The organism is Mycobacterium sp. SMC-21, assembly GCF_045310825.1.
Lineage (GTDB): Bacteria > Actinomycetota > Actinomycetes > Mycobacteriales > Mycobacteriaceae > Mycobacterium.
The window spans coordinates 130,705-147,406 of the sequence record NZ_JBJIAO010000008.1 but is presented as its reverse complement, the minus strand read 5'-3'; the positions used below and the strand labels follow the sequence as shown (position 1 = coordinate 147,406).

Genomic DNA, 16,702 nt, shown 5'->3' with positions numbered 1-16,702 from the left:
TTGTCGACGTTGCCTGCGCCGGCACCCCCGCGGGCCTACGATTTGCCCGTGTTGCTCACCGAGGGTCAGGTTTTCGCCGGTTACACCATCCGGCGGAAACTGGGCGCGGGCGGGATGGGCAGCGTGTACCTCGCGTCGCATCCGCGGCTGCCGCGACTGGACGCCGTGAAGGTGCTGTCGGCCGATCTGACGTCGGATCCCGACTACGGACCGCGATTCCTGCGCGAGGCGGACCTGGTGTCCACACTGTCGCACCCCAACATCCTCGGCGTCCACGACCGGGGCGAGTGCGACGGCCAGCTCTGGATTTCGATGGATTATGTGGCCGGGACCGATGCCGCGCAGCTGTTGCGTGAGCACTATCCCACCGGCATGCCGCCCGAGGTGGCGCTGCCGATCATCCAGGCCGTGGCGTCGGCGCTCGATCACGCGCACCGGCGGGGCCTGCTGCACCGAGATGTGAAGCCGGCCAACATCTTGCTGGACGCCGAGACATCTCGCATCTACCTCGCCGACTTCGGGATCGCCCGGCCGATGAACGACTCGGCGGGGCTCACCGCGACGAACATGGCGGTGGGGACGGTCGCGTACGCGGCGCCGGAGCAGCTCCGGGGCGAGGGGATGGACGGCCGCACCGATCAATATGCGTTGGCCTGCACGGCATTCCAGCTTCTGACCGGGAATCCGCCGTACGCCGACAGCAATCCGGCGGTGGTCATCACCAAACACGTCACCGCGCCGGCGCCGTCCCTGGGGGAGCATCGGCCCGAACTCCGCGGCCTGGATCCGGTACTGGCCCGGGCCATGTCGAAGACGCCCGCAGCGCGCTTCGCCAGTTGCGGTGAGTTCGCGCACGCCCTCGAACAGCAGTCGCGCCAACCGATGACGATGGTGCCCAACGATTTTCGCAACCAGCCGACCATGGCCGCGCCGGTGCCGCCGCCCACCCGACACGCACCGCCGTACCAGAACCCGTCCACCCAGTTTTCCCAACCGCCGGCGCGGTCGTCACGATCCGGCGCGCTCATCGCGGTCCTGGCGGTGGTCGCCCTACTGGTTGTCGCCGGTGTGGTGTTCGCCGGAGTGCAGCTGCTGGGACGAGACGATCGTCCAACCGCGCAACCGGCGGCACCGAGCCCGGCGGCCACCGCGGCAGGCACCGGTTTCAGCGGCAGGTACCGCGCCGAATACGGTCCGGCGACCGATCTGCAGGGCACGGCGATCCCCGGCGGGCCGGCGATCACTGGTCAGTGGGACGTGCGGTCATCGTGCGGTGCCAACGGGTGCATCGCCAATGCGTCGTACACCGGCAAGAGCGCCGTGCCCGTGGTGTCGAACATGACGTTCGACCAGATATCCGGTGAGTGGGTCGCCGTCGGGACCGGGGCAGTGAAATGCACCGACGCGCCCGACGAGGCGCCGACAGAGGTGTGGGTGGTCTTCCTCTTGACCCCCAGGCCCGACGGCACCTTGGCATGTGAGACCACGCGAAACGCCGTCAACGGGTGCAGCAGCGTCAAACGGACCGTCACGTTCACCCGCACCGGTGACGGCGATTTGGGCAGCGTGACCGACCCCGCCGGCCTACCGCCACGCACCACCTCGCCGGCCTCGACATTGCACGGCCGCTACCACGAGAACATCGTGTACGCGGTCGGCGGTTTCGCCCCCGGTGCGCCGGATCTGCAGGTGCGTACGCAGTGCCTGCGCACGGGGGAGCGCTGTATCAGCGCGTTCCACGCGATGGACGGTGTGGTCACATTGATCTTCGCCGGCGGCAAGTGGACGCGTACCGAGGAGGGCACCGTCCCGTGCGCGCTCGGTGGGACCACGCACGTCAAGATCACCGCGGAATATCCGCTGCCGACCGATCTCCAGGATCCGATCCCGACGCTAGAGGGCCGAGGCACCAACACGTCGACCGGCGGCGAATGCAAGGGTGGCGATTTCACCGACAAGTTCGTGCGCACCGGAGACTGACAGCGCCGGCCCGAAAGCGCGGATCGGACAGCGGACCGAGGCCGACCGATTTAAGCTGACCACCAGCGATTTCGCCCAGATCATCCGGGCGCTGCGTGGTGACGAGTTCTCGGGGAGCTGACCATGGCTGAGCCGCCGGTGATCGAGATCCGCGAATGGGGCAGACCGGCCCGCCGCATGACGCTCAGCAGGCCGGTGCAGTTCGGCCGCGAGTGTGATGGCATCAACCTCGCCGACAGTGAGGTGTCCCGCCGGCATCTGCGCCTGGTTCCCACCCCGACCGCGCTGTCGGTCGTCGACCTGGGCAGCAGCAACGGCAGCACCGTCAACGGGGTGCCGCTGACCGGACGGGGCACACTGTCGACCGGCGACGTGATCCGCTTGGGCCGCACCGAGATTCTCGTCATCCACGCCCCGAAGCTGTCGAGTGGGGAGCCGGCGCCGGTCGCCGCGGCCGCCCACGACCCCACGCGGACCATGCAGGTGATCAAGCTCGTCGACGTCCCGGTCCCGGCGGCCGCGGCGGTGGCGGTCCGGCCGGCGGGGCTGCGGCTCGCTGAGCGCGCCCTGGGCATCGATCCGACCGGGACTCGGGACCTGTTCCCGTCGTATACCGAACTGCCGCACAAGATTTCGCGCCGGACATGGCTCGGGATCCGGGTCGTCAGCGTACTGGCGTATCTCGCGGTGGTGGTGACACTGTTCGTCCGGCCGGCCGCGGGACTGTTCGTCTTCTTCCGCGTCATCGTGCCGCTGTGGCCGGCGTTGTTCTTCATCGCGCCAGGTGTGTGGCGCAACATCTGCCCACTGTCGGCGTCGAATCAACTGCCCCGGGTGGCCGGATTCAGCCGGGCCGCCACCGCGCCCGGCTGGTGGACGCGCAACAGCTTCCTGATCGCCGCCGGCCTGTTCTTCGGTATCGCGGGAGCGCGGCTGGCCGGCCTGGACCGCAGCGGACCGGCGATGGGCGTGGTGCTGGCCGTCATCATCGCGTCGGCGTTCGCCGGTGGGTTTCTGCTCAAAGGCAAGAGCGGCTGGTGTTCCAGCATCTGCCCGCTGCTGCCGCTGCAGCGCACGTACGGGCAGACGCCGTACGTCACCTCGCCGAACAGTCACTGTGAGTCCTGTCTGGGCTGCGCGAAGAACTGTTACGACTTCAAGCCCCGGGCCGCCTGGCAGGCCGACATGGCCGACCCCGAACCGCGCTGGAGTGCGCCGCGCGTCCTGTTCGCGGCCGCGTTACCGGGATTCATCACCGGGTTCTTCACCGTGCATGCCCAGCAGGGCGGCACCACGACCGAAAAGTACGGCGTCGGCGGCAGGTGCTCGGCCGCTGGTACTGACCGCTGAAGAGGTACGACGTCCCTGACGTCGATCACGGCGGCAATCTGCCGTCGGTTACCGAACTCAGGGACCTCAGACGGCCTCAGCGCGTACCTGGCTTCAACCGCGATGGGCGCGCGGCCCTCGTGGGCGACGTCAGGGATCGTCTTCGTGTACCCGCTAGCTGCAAGGGCACAACGGGTGCCTGCGGGAGCGACAAACGTGCAGGTCAGACCGACGATGGAAGCACTCCGGAATACCGGCCACCGACCTGAAAGGACGTGCCGACCATGAAGATCACCGTCAAGCACTTCGCCCCGTGGCTGGCCGCTGTCGCCGCCATTGGAGCGTTGACGCCGGCACCTGTCACCGGCGCAGACCGCGACGAGGCCAACCAGTCTGCCGGCGCGCTGGATCAGCCTCTCTGATCGCGCGTTCGGCCACCGGCCCGGCTCCACCAGACCAGTGTTTCTGCCTTCCAAGGGTTTTCGATGAGAAGGCGGTATCGAGGGGTGACATTGGTGGGGAGCCGGGCCGTTTCGGCTGTGTGGCGCGGCCCGGTGCGGCTCGGGCCGTCAGGCGATGAGGGCGCGGATCGCGTCGCCCGACAGATCGAGTTTCGGCAGAAACCTCGGGGGCGAGTCCGTCAGCTCGGCGACGGGCAGTTCGGTGAAGGTGGAAGTCAGGATGGCCATGACGGTGGCGGTGTCCGCATGGGAATTCAGTTGGGCGACAAGGTCGAATCCGCTCTCCTCGCCCAGGTTCACGTCCACCAGCGCGATGTCCGGCCGCAGCCGTTCGACGGTGTGCATTCCGTCCGAGAGTGACCGCGCCGTACCGACCACGTCGATGCCGCCCTGCTGCAGCAGTGCTGTCGCCGCGGCCAGGTAGTCGGCGTTGTCATCGACGATGACGCATCGCAGAGATCGTCCGTTCGTCATGTACTTCATTGTCGCGCGGGTGATGCAGTCGGGGCATTCCTGCTAGCTGCCATCTGTGCCGACGGCGGTGGCCTCTTTCAGCGGCATCTCCGCCACCAGGGTGGTGCCGGCGCCCACGGTGCTGGACAGGTGGAGCTTGCCGCCGAGTGCGGCCACCCGGTCCTCGAGGCCGACCAGACCGCTGCCGGCGTCGAGGTTCGCACCACCGACCCCGTCATCGGCGACCGAGATGCGCAGCGATGTCGCGTCGGTGTGGACGTTCACGGTGACCACGGATGCCTGCGCGTGCTTTGCGGCGTTGGTGAGGGCTTCGGCGACGGTGTAGTACGCGGCGATCTCGACGGCCTGGGGCAGCCGCGCCGGGACATCGACGTTGACCTCCACGGGCAGCGGTGCGCGCCGGCCAAGATCGCGCAGTGCCGGACGCAGCCCGCCGCGCGACAGGATCGCGGGATGGACCCCGTGCGCGAGCTCGCGCAGCTCGTCGCTCGCGGTACGCAGGCCGTCGCCGATGCCGGCGAGGCGGGACCGCAGTTCGGCGGGATCCGGCGGGATGGCCATCTCGAGGGTGCGCACCTGCAGGGCCAGCGTGACCAGGCGCTGCTGGGCGCCGTCGTGCAGGTCGCGTTCGATGCCGCGCCGGGCGTTGTCGGCAGCGGTGACGATGCGGGCGCGGGACGCGACGAGTTCGGCACGCGCATGCGCGTTCGCGATGGCCGTGCCGATGAGTTCGGCGAAGTCCTTCAGACAGTCCTCGGTGTCGGCGGGCAGTGCATCCGCACCGGATGTGCCGACAACCATTGCGCCCCAGAGCTGTCCGTCGACGGTGACGGGTACGCCGACGCACGCGCGCAGGCCAAGGTCGCGAAGCGTCGAACCGCCGGCGTCGTTGTGGGTGTCCATGCGCGCCGGGCGACCGGTCGAGCGGACCTCGGCGATGACGCCGTCGCCGTCGAGGTGCAACGTGGTACCGACGGAGACGGCCGTGAGTCCGGGCTCATCGTGTGCCGCAACAAGAGTCGCGGTGCCGCCCGGCTCGAATCGGACAAGCCCGGCGTTGCGGACGTGCAGTACCGCGGCGACTTCGTCGGCAACGCCCGATAGGACGTCGGACGGTGATCTGCCTTCGGCGATCTGCGTCGCGACCCGCCGCAGCGCCCCCTGCTGGTCGGCGAGTTCGCGCACGCGCTCGGTGGCCTCGGTGGCGACCTGCCAGCTCTGGTAGGCGTCGCGGGCGCGGTTACGCAGTTGCCAGCCAAGAACATTCGCGATCCCGGCGATGGGCAGGAACACCGACACGGTGAGAACGTCGATGGGCTTGAGGGGCAAGAGCGGGCCGCCGTCCAGATGCACCCACAGATAGGCGAACGTGCTGGCGACGGTGGTGAGCAGTGACAGGCCCAGGCCCCAGCCCGCGCTCATGACCAGCACGCCGAACATGAAGACGATGGCGTACGTGCTGTGCGGCGGCGGATCGCGCAACAGCTGCACCACCCCTACCTCGGCAGCGATCAGCCCCGCGGCGACCAGCAGGCCGATGTACCACGGCGGGGTGGAGACAGCCGGATTCCATCGTGCCGGATTCATCCGCCGCCTCCCGTCTGGTCGCCTGATCTCGTCACGACCCTAACCGCGGTCAGGACGGCGCAGACGGCGAGTTGGCGGAAGCGTCAGAACGACTGATCGACGTGGCCTGCCGGCGCGTTCGTGTTGTGTTCGCCGTTCACGTACTGGCTGTAGGTGTCGGTGCCGGAGGGGACGGTCGGGTCGGTGTCCGCGGCAGCGACGGGTGCCACCACGAGGGCCCCGCCGACCGCGGCGATGGCCAACCACACGGTGGCGCGCTTCAGAGAGTTCTTCATGATCGGGCTCGCTTTCGGTCGGACGGTAGGGGTCGGGATCGGGTCAGTGGTTGTGGAACAGCAGGAAGCCGTAGTCGCCACCGAACGGCTCTTGCAGCTGGCCGGCTTCCTGGGCCGCGGGGCCCGGAGTCGCCACGATCTGGGCGTTGCCGCTGCTCTGGGTGACGGTGGATCCGGTGGGCAGCGTCGCGGCCGCCGCGGTCGGTGCGGCGACGATGGCCAGGGCCGCTGCGGCGGTCGCGGCCAGCGGGATGATCCGGGTGCGGGTGATATGCATTGTCCTCTACCAGCTTTCGGTGTTCTGAATTCTTCGGTTGGCCGTGTCCGGCTGGTATCCAGATTGCTCCGCGGCGTCGCCGGTGTCGTCGATGCCAGCGCCCAAATAGGGGGTAGGGCTAGCTGCAATGCCTGCCCCCGGTCAGCGGGTCCGGGGCCGATTCACCGGACCGCGAGCGACTCGGGACCGGGGCCAGGCAAGATGAACGCAATGAGCGGCACGTCCGGCGTCTGACGGCACGGCGGCCAGGATCGAGACGAACAGGACATACGTGGACGCAGTGGGCGCACGGGAGGGGACACGCGTCGTCGTCGCCGACGACGACGTGCTGCTTCGCGAAGGGGTGGCGAGCCTGCTCAGCGGCGCGGGTTTCACCGTCGTCGGGCAGGCCGGTGACAGCGACGAGCTGCTCGCCTTGGTCCGGGACACCGTCCCCGACCTGGTGGTGACCGATATCCGCATGCCGCCGACGCACACGACCGAGGGCTTGGACGCGGCCAAGGTGATCCGCGGCGAGTTACCGAATGTCGCGATCCTCGTGTTGTCGGCACACGTCGACGTCGAGCATGCGATGGAACTGCTCAGCGGCGGCCAGCGTATCGGCTACCTGCTCAAGAGCCGCGTCATCGATGTGACCGACTTCCTCGAGACGCTGCACCGCATCACGGGCGGCGCATCGGTGGTCGACCCCGCCCTCGTGCAGGAACTGTTCGCGGCGCAGCGCCGGGAAGACCCGCTGGCGGTGTTGACCGAACGCGAACACGAGGTGCTGGCCCTGATGGCGGAGGGCCGGTCGAACGCCGGCATCGCGCATCAGCTCTGGGTGACCGAAGGCACCGTCGAGAAGCACGTGCGGAGCATTCTCAGCAAGCTGAACCTGCCCGACACCGGTGAAGATCACCGCCGGGTGCTGGCGGTCATCACCTTCCTGGACTCGCGCTGACCCGCGGGCGGGACACGCCGCCCAGTGCCCAGATGGTCACGTAGGCCAACCCGAAGAACGCGGCGACCGCCAGCCCGACCCCGGTGGACTGCACGTACGACAGCGGCGAGCGCACCCACTCGAACGTGGCCGCCACGACCGCGTGGGGCCGGGTGACCAGGTCCCAGGAGTTCCAGCGCTGGAACCGGCCGATCACGACGCCGATCGCACAGAGACCCACGGACGTCACCACGGTCAGCCAGCCCCAGACAGGTCCGAACTCGCGATCGATCCGCTTGTGCACCAGTAACAGGGACACGGTGCCCAGCAGGATGCCGGTCCACGCCGCGAACCCGTACTGCAGGACGTGGCGCCACAGCTCGTCCCGTTCACCCAGGTGGACCAGGTCGGTGACCAGGTACGGCGCGTTCGGCAGGAACGCGAGCCAGCCCAGCCCCAGCGGAAGCAGCCAGCGGCGCCGCGTCACCGCGGCAAACGCGGCCGCGAACAGTACCGGGATCCAGGCCAGGAACATGTTCCACACCAGGAACCGGGTCGGGTAGGACAGCGGCGCCTCGGGATCGGTGATCCCGAGGACCAGTGTCAGGGCGGTCGTGGCGAGCAGGGCGGCGACCAGCAGGTACCCGCGGAAATCGATCACCTGACCAGTGTGCCTGCGATTTTCCCCAATTTGCGGCTCGGAGGTTTCGGCCGGCCCGTGCCCGGGTATGTGAAGCCGAGGGCAGCGCCTGCCCTGAGCTGATCGAGCGGAGCCATGGAGGGGAGCAGTCCTTGACGGACGCGAGCGACAACTCAATACGGTCGATTCGACGCGTGGCGGCGATCGGTACAGAGGCGCCGACGGCAGCGGACGCAATTGCGTGGTCCGCGCGCGTATCCCGCTGTCCAACGGGGTAGTGGCACAGACATTTTGACGAGGTTAGTCGGCTACCGCGCAAGGCGGTAGCCGGCTAACCGGACCCTGCATCACGAAATCGATTGGAAATCAACAGGAAACGCCAGATGACGCTGCGGGAGCGCGGTCAGCGGCACGGGCACTTTCGTGGCCGTAAATCGGATCGCTGAGAGCTCCGCGAGCAAACATATTGCAACAGAACAAATTTGAATCATCCGCACGTCGACGGTGCACATCGGGTACGGTGGAGCCGGAGACGTCCACCAAGGGAGCTGACTTCCACCATGTGCGGCATTGCCGGCGAAATCGCCTGGGGCCGTGGTGCTGATCTGGCGGCGGTTGCTGCCATGACCGACCGCATGGCACCGCGGGGCCCGGACAGTAGCGGACTATGGGTGCGGGACGGGGTGGCGTTGGGTCACCGGCGTCTGGCCATCATCGATCTGTCCAGTCACGGACACCAGCCCATGCACGATCCGGAGCTCGGCCTCACCGTCGTCTTCAATGGGTGCATCTACAACTATCCCCAACTACGCCAGGAACTTTCGAGCAAGGGATACCGCTTCTTCTCGCACAGCGACACCGAGGTGGTGCTGAAGGGGTACCAGGAGTGGGGTGAACGCGTCGTCGAGCACCTGTACGGGATGTTCGCCTTCGCGGTCGCGGAGATCGAGTCGGGCCGGGTGCTGTTGGCGCGTGACCGCCTCGGCGTCAAGCCCTTGTACTGGTGTGAAGCCGACGGGGGAGCGCTGCGTTTCGCGTCGTCACTGCCGGCGCTGGTGGCTGCCGGCGGTGTCGATACCGAACTCGATCCTGTTGCGCTGCAACACTATCTGAGCTTTCACTCGGTCGTGCCCGCCCCGCGCACCATCCTGCGTGGTGTGCAGAAGCTGCCGCCGGGCACCGTCATGCGCATCGAACGGGACGGCAAGCGCACGGAAACGACGTACTGGGAACCGGTTTTCGAGCGGTCGCTCGAACGGGCCGACTGGACCGAGAACGACTGGCGGGACGCGGTGCTGGCGGCACTGCGCACCGCGGTCGAGCGCCGCCTGGTCGCGGATGTGCCGGTGGGCTGCCTGCTGTCCGGTGGCCTGGACTCCAGCTTGATCGTCGGTCTGCTCGCCGAAGCCGGCCAGCACGGCCTGGCCACCTTCTCCATCGGATTCGAATCCGCCGGTGGCGAGGAGGGCGACGAGTTCAAGTACTCCGACATCATCGCCCGCCAGTTCGACACCGACCACCACCAGATCCGTATCGACTCCGCGCGCATGCTGCCTGCGCTCTCCGGTGCCATCGAAGCCATGAGCGAGCCCATGATGAGCCACGACTGCGTGGCGTTCTACCTGCTGTCGCAGGAGGTCAGCCAGCATGTGAAGGTCGTGCAGTCCGGACAGGGCGCCGACGAGATCTTCGCCGGCTATCACTGGTACCCGCCGATGGCGCGGGCCGTCGACAACGATCCGGCCGACGCGCTGCGGCACTACCGCGCGGCGTTCTTCGACCGCAGTCACGACGCGGTCAACCGCCTGCTGCAACCGCAATGGCGGCTCGAGCACGATTCCGCGGGCGCTTTCGCGCTGCAGAACTTCAGTCATCCCGGCGCGGCCACCGCGACCGATCGGGCATTGCGCCTCGATACCACCGTCATGCTCGTCGACGACCCGGTCAAACGCGTCGACAACATGACCATGGCGTGGGGGCTGGAGGGCCGCGTGCCCTTCCTCGACCACGAGCTGGTCGAGCTCGCGGCGACGTGCCCGCCGGAACTCAAGACCGCCCAGGACGGTAAAGGCGTCCTGAAAGACGCTGCGCGCAAGGTCATCCCGGCCGACGTCATCGACCGGCCCAAGGGCTATTTCCCCGTGCCCGCGCTCAAGCATCTCGCAGGCCCCTACCTCGACCTGGTCCGCGACGCGCTGCACAGTCAGGCCGCGCGTGACCGTGGTCTGTTCGCTCCCGACGCGGTCGCCGGGATGCTCGACGATCCCAACGGCAATCTCACCCCGTTGCGGGGGAACCCGTTGTGGCAGATCGGATTGCTGGAACTCTGGCTAGCCACCCACGTCGACGGAGCGGGCAGATGACGACAACGGAAACCACCGACAGGGCCGAGGGCGTCATACAGGACATGGGTTGGGGGCGGCTGGTTTTCGGTCAGACGTTCCACGACCCCGACGCGTTCGGCACCGCGCTGCGGGAAGAGGGCAGCGGGCGCCGTGACATCGGGATGTACCTCGACGCGCCGCATGTCTTCGTGGCACTGCACTCCCACGAATTCTTCATCGACCCCAGTTTCACCTACCGCCTCGACCTGACGAAGCCCATGCAGTACCGGCCGCCCGACGTGCCGGGACTGACCGTGCGCCAGGTGAATTCGCTCGAGGACTGCGTGGCGATCAACCACATCTACGTGCGGTGCCACATGGTGCCGGCCGACAGTGACCTCATGTGGACCAACAGCCAGACCGCACCGCAGGTGGTGTACCTGGTCGCCGTCGACGACGCGACCGGACAAGTCGTCGGCACGGTCACCGGCATCGACCACCGCCAGCTGTTCGGAGATCCGGAGAACGGCTCCAGCCTGTGGTGCCTCGCGGTGGATCCGGCCGTGACCCGGCCCGGCACCGGCGGCCTGCTGGTGCGCTCGTTGATCGAGGAGTTCGTCCGGCGGGGACGGGCACAGATGGATCTCTCGGTGCTGCACGACAACGACGGTGCCATCGCGCTGTATGAGCGCATCGGCTTCGCCCGTGTCCCCGCTGTGCTCGGGATCAAACGCAAGAACGCCATCAACGAAGCGCTGTTCGCCCCGGTGAAGCCGGAAGAGGAACTGGCCCAGCTGAATCCGTATGCGCGCATCATCGCCGACGAGGCGATCCTGCGGGGCATCGCGGTGGACGTGCTCGACGCGCAGGCAGGTTACCTCCGGCTGACCCATGGCGGGACCAGCATCGTCACCCGCGAATCGCTGTCCGAGCTGACCAGCGCAGTGGCGATGAGCCGGTGTGACGACAAACGCATCGCCCGATCCGTCGTCGCCGAGGCCGGCATCCGCATACCGGAAGGCTGCACTGCGACATTCACCGACGAGGACTGCCGCTTCCTGGAGAAGGTGGGCAGCGCTGTCGTCAAGCCCGCCCGCGGAGAACAGGGCGCGGGCATCACCGTCGGGGTCACCACACCCGACGAACTCAACCGGGCCATCGGGCTCGCCGTGCAGCACTGCCCCGATGTTCTCATCGAAGAGCGTTGTGAGGGTGAGGATTTGCGCATCATCGTCATCGACGGCAAGGTGATCGCCGCCGCCCTCCGCCGGCCACCCGAGGTGATCGGCACCGGCACCCACACCATCCGCCAGCTGATCGAAGCGCAGAGCCGGCGCCGGTCGGTGGCCACGCACGGGGAGTCGGTGATCCCGCTGGACAGCGTCACCGATGACACCGTGCACAAGGCGGGCTGGCAGCTGGACGATATGCTGCCCGCCAACGAACGCCTCATCGTGCGGCACACCGCGAACCTGCACACCGGTGGGACCATTCACGACGTCACCGACGAACTCAACCCCATGCTGGCGAAAGTGGCGGTCGACGCGGCCGCTGCGATCGAGATTCCGGTGACCGGGATCGATCTGATCGTGCCGTCGGTGAGCGGCGAGGAGTACGTCTTCATCGAAGCCAACGAGCGGCCCGGCCTCGCCAATCACGAGCCGCGGCCGACCGCACAGGCGTTCATCGATCTGCTGTTCCCGCGAACCGCAGCGACGCCGTGGGCCTGGCATCCCGACCCGATCGAGCAACACTGACATTTGGAGAGATGATGGCTGAGCCCGACGATGCCGAGAACGTACGGATGTCGCCGGACGACCGGGGCTGGATGGTCGACACCCTGCTGGCGCTGCTGCAGACGCCGAGCCCCTCGGGTCGCACCGATGCCGTGATGCAACTGATCGGCCAGACCCTGACGAAACTCGGCGTGCCATTCACGCTGACCCGGCGCGGTGCACTCATCGCCGAACTGCCGGGGCGGTCGCAGACCACCGACCGCGCCATCGTGGTGCACGCCGACACCATCGGCTGCATGGTCCGCGAACTCAAGGACAACGGCCGGCTGGCGCTCGTGCCCGTCGGCACCTTCTCGGCGCGGTTCGCGACCGGCGCCCGGGTCCGCATCCTGCCCGACGACAACGACCAGTTCTTCACCGGAACCGTGATGCCGCTCAAGGCGAGTGGTCACGCGTTCGGCGACGAGATCGATACGCAGCCGACCAGCTGGGACGACGTCGAGGTCCGCGTCGACCGCAGCGTGTCATCGCGCGCGGATCTCGAGAAGCTAGGCCTCAACGTCGGCGATTTCGTCGCGCTGGTCGCCAGCCCCGAGCTGACGGAGGACGGCTTCGTCGTTTCCCGCCACCTCGACGGCAAGGCCGGTGTGGCCATCGCATTGACGCTGGCCAAGGTCGTCGCCGAGGGGAACATCGTGCTGCCACACCGGACCACGCTCATGGTGACGATCACCGAGGAGGTCGGCCACGGCGCCAGTCACGGCCTGCCGCCCGATGTCGCGGAGCTGGTGTCGGTCGACAACGCCGTGTGCGCGCCCGGCCAGCAGTCCCTGGAGCACGGCGTCACCATCCCGATGGCCGACATGCACGGGCCGTTCGACTATTACCTGACCCGCAAGCTGTGCAAGCTGGCGCAGGAAAAGGGAATCACCTACGCCCGCGACATCTTTCGGTATTACCGGTCGGACGTGGCGGCGGCGATCGAGGCCGGCGCGGCCACGCGCGCCGCGCTCGTCGGATTCGGGCTCGACGGCAGTCACGGCTGGGAGCGCACGCACCTCGATTCGCTCGAAGCGACCTATCTGCTGCTGTACAGCTGGCTCCGGACACCGCTGACGTTCGCGATGTGGGACGCGCAGCCGTTCGGCGATCTGGAAGATTTCCCCGCCGAGCAGGCCGCAGCGAGCGAGCAGTGGGTGCCGTTGTCACGCGGCGACTTCCACGACCCGGGCGCGGCGTCACAGGGGCACCACTGGCCACCCGAGGAGGGCAGCGCCGACGTCTCGCAGCATTGATTCAGGCGCAATTGGTGGGTTTACTTCGCCGCGAATTGGGTAGCAGAAGCTGGAACACCGGCCGGAACGACCTTGGAGGGGATTTTCATGACACCTGCATCGACGACTGCCACCGATGCCGTCATCGACTACGTCAAGGCCCGGCACCTCATGGCACGCGAACTGTTCAGCAAGACGTTGCACGCGGCCGACACCGCTGCGCGCCGGCGGCACTTCGCGGAGCTGCGCGCGGCGCTCACCGCGCAGGAAGTGAGCGAGGAACTACTGGTTCACCCGAGGGTGCGGCGCGGGCTGGTGGTCGAGTCGTTGCGCGGCGAGACGGACGACACCAAGCAGCGGCTGGACCGCATGGCCCGGCTGGACCCGGCCTCGGCAGAATTCGAGAGCGCCCTTACCGACTTACAACAGGCCACAGAAGACCACACGCAGCGCGTCGAAGCCGAGGAGTTTCCGCTGCTGACCGGCCGCTGATCAGCGCGGCGCGGCCTGCTCGACGCGGGGTTGTGCAGGGGAGCGGCCGAGCTTGTTCATGACGAATTGTGCTGCCTGGTCGGCCATTCCGTTGTCGGAGTACGCCACATGGGCGGCATTGTCGCCGCCGGCCGTCGAGCACACCGGGTCATCGGCGATGCACAGGTCGAGGGTCTTCGACACATAACGTGAGCCGACCGTGATCGGGGGCGCACCGGTGTAGACCATCTGCAGGAAGCCGGACGAGGGCTTGCCGAACAGCACGACCGCGGCAACATGGTCTGCCACGAATGCCGGCATCGGTCCCGTGATGCCCATCGGCAGGGTGACGCCGGCGGGGACGGCGTCCTCGGTGATGTACGCGGCCACCGCCGCGCCCTGGGAATACCCGCCCAGCACGATCTTCGTGGTGGGACAGACTGATGCTGTGCTCTGGACCCTGTTCGTCGCGTCGACGACCCCGTCCGCGGCGGTCGCGAAATCGAGCGACGCCGGGTAGTCCACGGGGGCCACATCGACGGTCCGGCCCGCAGCCCGTGCGGTCAGTGCGTCGACGAAGGCCTGACCGGCCTTGCCCACGCCCGGTGGTTCCATCGTGCCCCGCGCGAAAATCACTTGAATATCGGGGCAGGGTTGCGCAGGCGCTGGAACGCTCCCGGCCGGTACGGCCAGCAACAGGGAGGTCAGCGGCACCGCCGCGGCGATACAACACGTGATGGTCTTCATGACTGAACCCACCGATCTTCGGCTCACCGGTCGGATCGCTCCATTGCGGTCGACGAATACGGCCCGTTTACCCCGGGAACCGTCGGTCTAAACCATCAGTGGCGTCACTCGTCCGGGCTGGGCCGGGAGACCGCTATCCGAATTGCCAGCGGTCGGTGTTCGCCGCCGGCCGGGCCGAGTGTTCGCCGGCCTGCGCGCAATGGTCGCAGCAATACTGGCGGCCGTCGAGTCGCAACCCGTGGCCCAGTATTCGGCATCCGCAGTGGCGGCACATCGGGGCCACCATCGTGGCCATACATTCGATGCAGTCGAAGCTCGCGCTGCGTCCGTTCCAATTGAACGTGAACGACTCGTCGCAATCCGTTCCGCAGGTAATACACACCGCCATCGAAAAGAGCCGTTCCTGTTGGGTTTTCAAGTGCTGCTCACGCCGACGGGGTGCATACCCTGGGCCATTCTCGGCCAAACCTGTTCTCGCAGAAATGTTTTTTGCCGCCTGACCAGCTGTGATGGCCGGTCGGCGCAGCGTCGCGGTGGTGCCCCGATGCGTTCGGCGGTAAGGTCGGGTACAGCGTCAAGATGGCGCAGTTGCTTAGACCGAAGCGACGGCAGCTGAGAGCTACCTGTCCGGTATGCAGCCGCGGTCCAGATGAGGGCACGGCTGTGCTGGGTGCCGTAGGTGGCGATCGGCGACGGCAGATTGCCGGTCCACCTCACTGGTGGAAACAACACGCATGCCACGGCGCCGAGTCGATACTCAGGGAGCCGAATCTCCCGATGCGTGTTGTGGGCCTGGGGAAGGCACGTCATGTCAACTTCGTTGCTGGAGAAGCGTTTACCTGAAGGAGACCGCTACGCCGACGAATATGCGGACGTACCGGAATTGGTGGTAGAGCTACGCGCCCTTCCGGCCGAATCCGACGAATTCGCCCGGCAACGCGAACAAATCGTGTTGCGGTGCTGCCCGTTGGCCGACCGGCTGGCCCGCCATTTCGACGGCAGGGGGGAAAACCTCGACGACCTGGTCCAGGTAGCGCGGGTCGGCCTGATCCAAGCGATCAACCGCTTCGATCCGGACAACGGTGCCGGGTTCGTGGCGTTCGCCGTCCCGACCATCATGGGGGAGTTGCGCCGCCATTTCCGCGACTACGGCTGGAAAGTCCACGTCCCGAGGAGCATTCGCGACATCCGCCAGCAAATCAAGGGCGCGACAACGGAATTGACGCAGCAGTTGGGGCGCACGCCGACCATCAGCGAACTGGCGGAGGCGCTGTCCGTTGCGCCGGAACAGATCACGGAAAGCCTCCTGGCGGCCAATGCTTATCAACCGCAATCACTCGACACGCCCGTCGTCGACAACGAGGACAACCCGCAGTCGCTGTCCGATCTGCTCGGTGACGTCGACGAAGGTTTCGAGCGCATCACCGACCGCGAATCGGTCAAACCGGTGCTGCAGTCCCTGCCGGTGCGTGAACAGCGGATTCTCTACCTGAGGTTCTTCAAATCCAAGACCCAGCGCCAGATCGCGGAGACGATCGGCGTCTCGCAGATGCACGTCTCGCGCATCCTGGAGCGGACGCTGCGGAAGATTCGCATGCAGGTCGCGCAGACCTGACGGCGACCGCGGCCGCCCAGCCGCTCGACGCGCTGATGCACCAAGGGCTTTCGCCCGAGAGCACCAGCGTCGTCGATCGTCTGCTGGTCGGGGAAACCGGGCTCACCGGCGGTTAGCCGTGCCCGCCGCCGCAGCCCACTCCGGGAATGCAGCCGCTACCACCGGGGACTCCGCCCGGACCGGCATTCGTGCCGCCGGAACCGCACGCCGTGCCCCATTGGGTGGGTACGCAGCCGGCACCTCCCGGGCCGCCTCCGGGACCACCATTCACGCCACCGGAACCACACTGGCCGTTGACACAACCGCCACCGCCCGGGCCAGGGCCGGGATCATCGACGGGCTGCAGCGGGTAGCTGGTCAGCACGGGGTGGGCGCCGACGGTGCTCGGCACGATATCGGCTGACACGAACGAGGCGGCCACGCCGGCCGCTGCGAACGCTCCGGCCGCCAACAGGGGAATCATTTTGTCAGTGAACATATCTCGTTCATTGCCGTCTGACGGTGGAGTCAAACCTCTGGCTGCCGGATTCGCGGGATCGGTCGTTCCGACTGCGGACCGGTGCTTACTACATGGTGTCGTAGGTCACGCA

The 16,702-nt window shown here is 67.4% G+C and carries 17 protein-coding genes; 9 read left to right on the top strand and 8 right to left on the bottom strand.

Annotated elements, in window-relative coordinates; all coding sequences use genetic code 11:
* Positions 1 to 48: 48 nt before the first annotated feature.
* The 3 genes from ACJH6H_RS11190 to ACJH6H_RS11180 all read left to right on the top strand — a co-directional run bounded on the left by ACJH6H_RS11190 (position 49) and on the right by ACJH6H_RS11180 (position 3,731).
* Positions 49 to 1,980, top strand: a complete 1,932-nt coding sequence (locus ACJH6H_RS11190; RefSeq protein ID WP_406774849.1) for a serine/threonine-protein kinase — start codon at positions 49 to 51, stop codon at positions 1,978 to 1,980.
* A 123-nt stretch (positions 1,981 to 2,103) separates the two neighbouring features.
* Entirely contained in the window at positions 2,104 to 3,330 is a 1,227-nt protein-coding gene (locus ACJH6H_RS11185; RefSeq protein WP_406774848.1) for an FHA domain-containing protein, read from the top strand.
* Between the two features lie 263 nt (positions 3,331 to 3,593).
* Entirely contained in the window at positions 3,594 to 3,731 is a 138-nt protein-coding gene (locus ACJH6H_RS11180; protein ID WP_406774847.1) for a hypothetical protein, read from the top strand.
* A gap of 147 nt (positions 3,732 to 3,878) precedes the next feature.
* Here the strand turns inward: ACJH6H_RS11180 and ACJH6H_RS11175 are convergent, their stop codons facing one another.
* The 4 genes from ACJH6H_RS11175 to ACJH6H_RS11160 form a co-directional block, all read right to left on the bottom strand.
* Positions 3,879 to 4,244, bottom strand: a complete 366-nt coding sequence (locus ACJH6H_RS11175; protein WP_212814291.1) for a response regulator — start codon at positions 4,242 to 4,244, stop codon at positions 3,879 to 3,881.
* A 42-nt stretch (positions 4,245 to 4,286) separates the two neighbouring features.
* Positions 4,287 to 5,831, bottom strand: a complete 1,545-nt coding sequence (locus tag ACJH6H_RS11170; RefSeq protein WP_212814293.1) for a histidine kinase — start codon at positions 5,829 to 5,831, stop codon at positions 4,287 to 4,289.
* Positions 5,832 to 5,914: 83 nt separating this feature from the next.
* A complete protein-coding gene (locus tag ACJH6H_RS11165) occupies positions 5,915 to 6,106 on the bottom strand; it encodes a hypothetical protein (RefSeq protein ID WP_212814295.1) in 192 nt (63 codons plus the stop codon).
* Between the two features lie 43 nt (positions 6,107 to 6,149).
* The gene (locus tag ACJH6H_RS11160) at positions 6,150 to 6,383 is read right to left on the bottom strand and encodes a hypothetical protein (RefSeq protein ID WP_212814297.1); all 234 of its coding nucleotides are present in this window, start codon (positions 6,381 to 6,383) and stop codon (positions 6,150 to 6,152) included.
* Between the two features lie 280 nt (positions 6,384 to 6,663).
* Here ACJH6H_RS11160 and ACJH6H_RS11155 point away from each other — a divergent pair, with 280 nt between their 5' ends.
* Positions 6,664 to 7,326: a response regulator transcription factor gene (locus tag ACJH6H_RS11155; protein ID WP_212814299.1), complete on the top strand. Its 663-nt coding sequence runs from the start codon at positions 6,664 to 6,666 to the stop codon at positions 7,324 to 7,326.
* On the opposite strand, the gene ACJH6H_RS11150 is transcribed toward ACJH6H_RS11155, so the two are convergent.
* Positions 7,304 to 7,966, bottom strand: a complete 663-nt coding sequence (locus ACJH6H_RS11150) for a DUF1361 domain-containing protein (protein ID WP_212814301.1) — start codon at positions 7,964 to 7,966, stop codon at positions 7,304 to 7,306. The genes ACJH6H_RS11155 and ACJH6H_RS11150 overlap by 23 nt on opposite strands.
* A 539-nt stretch (positions 7,967 to 8,505) precedes the next feature.
* Here ACJH6H_RS11150 and ACJH6H_RS11145 point away from each other — a divergent pair.
* The 4 genes from ACJH6H_RS11145 to ACJH6H_RS11130 all read left to right on the top strand — a co-directional run bounded on the left by ACJH6H_RS11145 (position 8,506) and on the right by ACJH6H_RS11130 (position 13,771).
* On the top strand, positions 8,506 to 10,308 hold the full coding sequence (locus ACJH6H_RS11145; protein ID WP_212814303.1) for an N-acetylglutaminylglutamine amidotransferase: 1,803 nt from the start codon (positions 8,506 to 8,508) through the stop codon (positions 10,306 to 10,308).
* Entirely contained in the window at positions 10,305 to 12,026 is a 1,722-nt protein-coding gene (gene ngg, locus ACJH6H_RS11140; RefSeq protein WP_406774846.1) for an N-acetylglutaminylglutamine synthetase, read from the top strand. Before ACJH6H_RS11145 ends, ngg begins: the two co-directional genes overlap by 4 nt.
* 11 nt (positions 12,027 to 12,037) lie before the next feature.
* Complete coding sequence (locus ACJH6H_RS11135) at positions 12,038 to 13,300, top strand: osmoprotectant NAGGN system M42 family peptidase (RefSeq protein WP_212814308.1); 1,263 nt, start codon at positions 12,038 to 12,040, stop codon at positions 13,298 to 13,300.
* An 87-nt stretch (positions 13,301 to 13,387) separates the two neighbouring features.
* Positions 13,388 to 13,771, top strand: coding sequence for a hemerythrin domain-containing protein (locus tag ACJH6H_RS11130; RefSeq protein WP_406774845.1), 384 nt, complete (start codon positions 13,388 to 13,390; stop codon positions 13,769 to 13,771).
* Here ACJH6H_RS11130 and ACJH6H_RS11125 read toward each other — a convergent pair whose 3' ends face one another.
* Together ACJH6H_RS11125 and ACJH6H_RS11120 are read right to left on the bottom strand one after the other, a co-directional pair.
* The gene (locus tag ACJH6H_RS11125; RefSeq protein WP_406774844.1) at positions 13,772 to 14,497 is read right to left on the bottom strand and encodes a cutinase family protein; all 726 of its coding nucleotides are present in this window, start codon (positions 14,495 to 14,497) and stop codon (positions 13,772 to 13,774) included.
* A gap of 133 nt (positions 14,498 to 14,630) precedes the next feature.
* Positions 14,631 to 14,885 carry a hypothetical protein gene (locus ACJH6H_RS11120; protein WP_244872937.1) on the bottom strand — a complete coding sequence of 85 codons (255 nt, stop codon included), beginning with the start codon at positions 14,883 to 14,885 and terminating at the stop codon, positions 14,631 to 14,633.
* A 432-nt stretch (positions 14,886 to 15,317) separates the two neighbouring features.
* Here ACJH6H_RS11120 and ACJH6H_RS11115 point away from each other — a divergent pair, with 432 nt between their 5' ends.
* Positions 15,318 to 16,112 carry a SigB/SigF/SigG family RNA polymerase sigma factor gene (locus ACJH6H_RS11115; RefSeq protein ID WP_406774843.1) on the top strand — a complete coding sequence of 265 codons (795 nt, stop codon included), beginning with the start codon at positions 15,318 to 15,320 and terminating at the stop codon, positions 16,110 to 16,112.
* A gap of 112 nt (positions 16,113 to 16,224) precedes the next feature.
* Here the strand turns inward: ACJH6H_RS11115 and ACJH6H_RS11110 are convergent, their stop codons facing one another.
* Positions 16,225 to 16,590 carry a PE-PGRS family protein gene (locus ACJH6H_RS11110; protein ID WP_371824548.1) on the bottom strand — a complete coding sequence of 122 codons (366 nt, stop codon included), beginning with the start codon at positions 16,588 to 16,590 and terminating at the stop codon, positions 16,225 to 16,227.
* Between the last annotated feature and the right edge of the window lie 112 nt (positions 16,591 to 16,702).

Bases quoted from the DNA above. Each gene is read 5' to 3' on its own strand.
- ACJH6H_RS11185 (WP_406774848.1), top strand. From the start codon at position 2,104: ATGGCTGAGCCGCCGGTGATCGAGATCCGCGAATGGGGCAGACCGGCC.
- ACJH6H_RS11180 (WP_406774847.1), top strand. From the start codon at position 3,594: ATGAAGATCACCGTCAAGCACTTCGCCCCGTGGCTGGCCGCTGTCGCC.
- ACJH6H_RS11175 (WP_212814291.1), bottom strand. From the start codon at position 4,244: ATGACGAACGGACGATCTCTGCGATGCGTCATCGTCGATGACAACGCC.
- ACJH6H_RS11170 (WP_212814293.1), bottom strand. From the start codon at position 5,831: ATGAATCCGGCACGATGGAATCCGGCTGTCTCCACCCCGCCGTGGTAC.
- ACJH6H_RS11165 (WP_212814295.1), bottom strand. From the start codon at position 6,106: ATGAAGAACTCTCTGAAGCGCGCCACCGTGTGGTTGGCCATCGCCGCG.
- ACJH6H_RS11160 (WP_212814297.1), bottom strand. From the start codon at position 6,383: ATGCATATCACCCGCACCCGGATCATCCCGCTGGCCGCGACCGCCGCA.
- ACJH6H_RS11145 (WP_212814303.1), top strand. From the start codon at position 8,506: ATGTGCGGCATTGCCGGCGAAATCGCCTGGGGCCGTGGTGCTGATCTG.
- ngg (WP_406774846.1), top strand. From the start codon at position 10,305: ATGACGACAACGGAAACCACCGACAGGGCCGAGGGCGTCATACAGGAC.
- ACJH6H_RS11135 (WP_212814308.1), top strand. From the start codon at position 12,038: ATGATGGCTGAGCCCGACGATGCCGAGAACGTACGGATGTCGCCGGAC.
- ACJH6H_RS11130 (WP_406774845.1), top strand. From the start codon at position 13,388: ATGACACCTGCATCGACGACTGCCACCGATGCCGTCATCGACTACGTC.
- ACJH6H_RS11125 (WP_406774844.1), bottom strand. From the start codon at position 14,497: ATGAAGACCATCACGTGTTGTATCGCCGCGGCGGTGCCGCTGACCTCC.
- ACJH6H_RS11120 (WP_244872937.1), bottom strand. From the start codon at position 14,885: ATGGCGGTGTGTATTACCTGCGGAACGGATTGCGACGAGTCGTTCACG.
- ACJH6H_RS11110 (WP_371824548.1), bottom strand. From the start codon at position 16,590: ATGTTCACTGACAAAATGATTCCCCTGTTGGCGGCCGGAGCGTTCGCA.